Genomic DNA, 4142 nt, shown 5'->3' with positions numbered 1-4142 from the left:
GTCACTTAGTTAACCAAAACAAAGACGAGCGCGGTGAGGGATTTGAGCTACGCACTGATGATTGGGGAGCGATAAGGGCTGGTAAGGGGCTTTTTATTACCTCTGACGAGCAATATAAAGCGCAAGATATTCAGCTAAATATGCAACAAGCAAATGAGCAACTCAATAACGCTCTTAAATTGGTATCTGCGTTACAAGATGCGGCAAAACAAGCCAAGGCTGAGTTAGCTGATTTAGAGACACAAAAGAAATTATTAACTGACTCTCTTGAAGAGTTAAAAGCAGCTTCAATTCTACTTTCATCCCCACATGGTATTGCTCAAGTAACGCCAAAAAGCATTCAACTTTCTTCAGGTGAAAACTTAATACTATCGAGCCATAAGCACACTGATATTAGCGTATTGAGGCAATTTATGGTAGCAGCTGGCGAGACCATCAGTTTATTTGCACAAAAAATGGGAATTAAATTATTTGCATCGCATGGTAAAGTAGATATTCAAGCACAAAATGACGATATGTCATTAAGTGCACAAAAAGATATCTCAATTGTTAGTCAACAAGGACGAACTGTTATTTCAGCTAAACAAGAGCTAATTTTCACTTGCGGAGGCGCCTATATTCGACTTGCAGATGGGTCAGTAGAGATAGGTGCGCCAGATAATATCCTTAATAAATCAGCAATATGGCAAAAGTTGGGTGCCGATAGTTTAAGTCAAATGATGAATAAACAAAAAAGTAGTCATTATTCATTTCATTCGCAATTACGTTGGCAACATGATAATTCTGTTATAAAAAACCGAAAGGTAAGAATTATTCGGGCTGATAATAGTGAAATAGAAGCAGTAACCGATGAAAATGGAATGCTACCTGCACAATACAGCCAATTTGTTGAACCAATAACTATTGTGATTGAGCCAGAAATAAAAAATTAAACATCCTATTACTAATTTTAAATAATCGATACAAATATATAAATAGCAGGAAACATATTAATGGGCTGGGAAACTTCTAAATTATTAAGCTATAAACCAATTAAAAAACCACGTTATCTATTATTGGGCATGAGTTTATTATTTTTAATTTTAGCTGGTTTTATAATAACTGTTTTTACCTATGATGGTTCAGACTATCTTTTATTTTGGTTTCTGGCTATTGGTGTTCCGTTTTTTTTATGGATAATGATACTTGCATCTTGTTTATTAATTAACATTTCTGAGCATGCTTTTAATGAAAGAATAACAGAACTAAATCAAGAATCAACCCAATTAGGGCAAAATTGGAGTAAGCAACAGATACCTATATTTGGGAGTTATCTGATCTGTGCAGAACAAAATGGCATAAAAGCTTTAACAGGTGATCTTGAACAAATTCCTCTTTACCCTGAAAAAGCAAGACCCCTATTTAATTTGACTGCATCGACTAAACCCTATTGGTTTCTTGATGAAGTAATGCAAAACTTAGAACAACAATGTCCAAATTATCGTCGCTATTTAACGCATATCTACATACCTAAAGCACTCATTGATGACGATGAATTGCTAGAAGCCATATTTCAACGTTGGGATTTATATGCTGAGCCAGTAATGGATTATTCAGTATGGATGTCAATACTTTATGAAGAACCAGATAATATAGAATTATCACTAATATTAGTATGCCAATATAGTGATATAACCTACCATCATCACAGTAAATTTATCAGTGCCATGTTAATTGGTGCAGAATCATTAATTAATACTAAAAAACTACAAGCAAAATCTTGGTTAGGTCGTTTGATGATCGCTCAAGACGATTTATCAGCTGATATCAATCAGTTTTTTGCTTATACACAACTTTCTGCTCAAAATGTTAAAGATGTTTGGATTTCTGGATTAGACCCCAAAAATCGCTCTCAATTTAACATTGAAAGGCATAAATTAGAGATTGGTGAAAATAAAGAAAATCTAATTCATGATATAGATTTAACTTTTGCCAAACCCACCGAATTGACAAAGTATTTAGCGTTAACGATGGCAAGTGGTTGTGTTAGTGCTTCTTCGCAAGAACAACTCGTTATTAGCCAATATGAAAATAAAGTCTATATACAGCTAATTACTTTTAAAAAATTGATCCAAGAATAGAATAGGTAGAAAACAACATGACTAACACTAATCAGCAAGCCACGTTTTTATATAATACCGTTCCAACATCAGAAAATACCATACAAGGTTTATATCTTGAGAAAGAACGAATTATTGTACCGATTATCTTTATACCTGGTGTGATGGGCAGTAATTTAAAAGAAAAAATAGATAAACAGAAAGTAAAATCGATAGAGACTAATAACTCAAAACCGGTTTGGCGGTTAGATGGGGAAATGTCTGCGATTGGCTGGGCATTACCCTATTATGGTGATGCTAAAGCACGAAAATTAGAACTGGATCCTGAAAAAACAGAAGTGGATGATCGAGGCACTGTGGTAGATGCCGCAGCCAAAGAGGTCGCTCGAATTAAAAATAAATATCAGTTAAAGATACAATTATTAGGTGAAGATAAAAGTCAACGAAATGAAAAGCGTCGCCTTAAGCTAGAACAAAAAAAAGAAATCCAAAAAGCAATAAACAATAACCCTGAAAACAGACTTTTTGGTTCGCGACAAGAACGAGGTTGGGGATCAGTCGGTTATATTAGTTATGGTAAATTTTTAGAATTATTCCAAAAAATCTTATTTGAACCAAATGGTCACTTATCAACTATTTTAAATGATTTAAAAAAACCGCCTTCATTTTCATTAGATGAGGGTTCAAAATCGTCACTAGAGTTAGATGAAAAGCAAATTCAACATTGCGAGAAATTTTATTTTCCTGTACATGCCATGGGGTATAATTGGTTACAATCTAATGAAAACAGCGCGATGGCGTTAAAAGAACTTGTTGAAGTGACCTTACCCAAATACTATAAAAAACGTGGAAAAACCTGTGATAAAGTGATTTTGATCACTCACTCTATGGGGGGGTTAGTTGCCCGTTATTATACTGAAGCATTAAATGGTCGGAACAAAGTCTACGGCGTAATCAATGGTGTACAGCCTGCTACGGGCGCCGTTGCTGCCTATACTCGAATGAAGCGGGGAACAGAGGTCAACAGTACATTTTTAAATAAACCTGTTGATGCGATAATGGAGAATGTATTGGGTAAAAATGCTGCTGAAATGACCGCTGTCTGTGCTCAAGCACCAGGACCACTCCAGTTATTACCTACGCCAGAATATGGTATGGGTTGGCTTACAATTACAGATCCCGACGGTAAACCAGAATCCTATCCTAAAACTGATCCTTATGAAGAAATCTATTTAGCCAAAGATAAATGGTGGTGTGCTTGCGAGCCTCATTTGATTAATCCATTTAATACTGACCATAATTTGCAACAAATGCAAGATGATTGGAAAAGCTATAAGAATATTATAAATAAAAAGGTAAGCCCGTTTAATTCAGCTATAGCCAACAAATATCATCCTAACACTTATGCTTTTTTTGGTCTTGAAGAAGATGATAATAATATTAAAACAGAGTCGTTGACTTATCAAATCGCTCACTGGCAAGGTTCTGTGATGGTAAGCCAAAAAAAAGCATCAGCCAACCATATTGGTGATAAAAATCGGCTTAATTTAGAAGAGCTAGTGGAAATTAGAACCCTCCAAAATGGAGATATCAATGAAAAATACACGCTATTACCCGCAGACGGTAATGGTGATGGTACCGTATCGCAGCAATCTGGCGAAATACCCATTGATTATTTAAAAGCGCGAATGCGTTTACCGGTTGGCCATGAGCCAGCTTATAAAAGTGAAATCAGTCAAGAGTTCACCCTTCGAGCCATTGTTGACATTATGTCTAAGGTAAAATAAATGATTAATTTAACTAGATTTTATAAACATTATTTCGGTTTTATTGCAGGTCTATTTGCGCTAACCGTATTAACCAGTTGTCAGGTATTTCATAAGGATATTCGTATGACTAAATTATCACCAACACAACAACAACAAGTAAATGAGTTATTAAAAAATAGCGCAACACGCTGTATTGGCACCTATTTAATCGACTTACCGATTGAATTTAAAGTCAATGAAGAGGGATATTTTGATTATCAAAGTAATCCTATTA

General features: G+C 35.1%; 3 protein-coding genes and 1 pseudogene. All 4 read left to right on the top strand.

The genetic code is table 11. The features are described 5' to 3' along the window. Positions 1 to 932: type VI secretion system Vgr family protein (locus GQ589_RS11375; protein ID WP_160426306.1), on the top strand; the 932-nt coding region annotated here is incomplete at its 5' end. A gap of 60 nt (positions 933 to 992) precedes the next feature. Then, the gene (locus GQ589_RS11370; protein ID WP_160426304.1) at positions 993 to 2120 is read left to right on the top strand and encodes a hypothetical protein; all 1128 of its coding nucleotides are present in this window, start codon (positions 993 to 995) and stop codon (positions 2118 to 2120) included. Positions 2121 to 2137: 17 nt separating this feature from the next. Further along, positions 2138 to 3886: a triacylglycerol lipase gene (locus tag GQ589_RS11365; RefSeq protein ID WP_160426302.1), complete on the top strand. Its 1749-nt coding sequence runs from the start codon at positions 2138 to 2140 to the stop codon at positions 3884 to 3886. Then, positions 3887 to 4142 (top strand): annotated as a pseudogene (locus GQ589_RS11360) (hypothetical protein); the annotation flags it as partial.

Origin of the sequence: Gilliamella sp. Pas-s27, assembly GCF_009795865.1 — a bacterium.
In the GTDB taxonomy this organism is placed as follows: domain Bacteria; phylum Pseudomonadota; class Gammaproteobacteria; order Enterobacterales; family Orbaceae; genus Gilliamella.
Note: the sequence above shows the minus strand (reverse complement) of the source record. Positions and strands in the feature narration are given on the sequence as shown.

What these genes read in the sequence shown, in the direction of transcription:
- GQ589_RS11370 (WP_160426304.1), top strand. Translation starts at nt 993, where the DNA reads ATGGGCTGGGAAACTTCTAAATTATTAAGCTATAAACCAATTAAAAAA.
- GQ589_RS11365 (WP_160426302.1), top strand. Translation starts at nt 2,138, where the DNA reads ATGACTAACACTAATCAGCAAGCCACGTTTTTATATAATACCGTTCCA.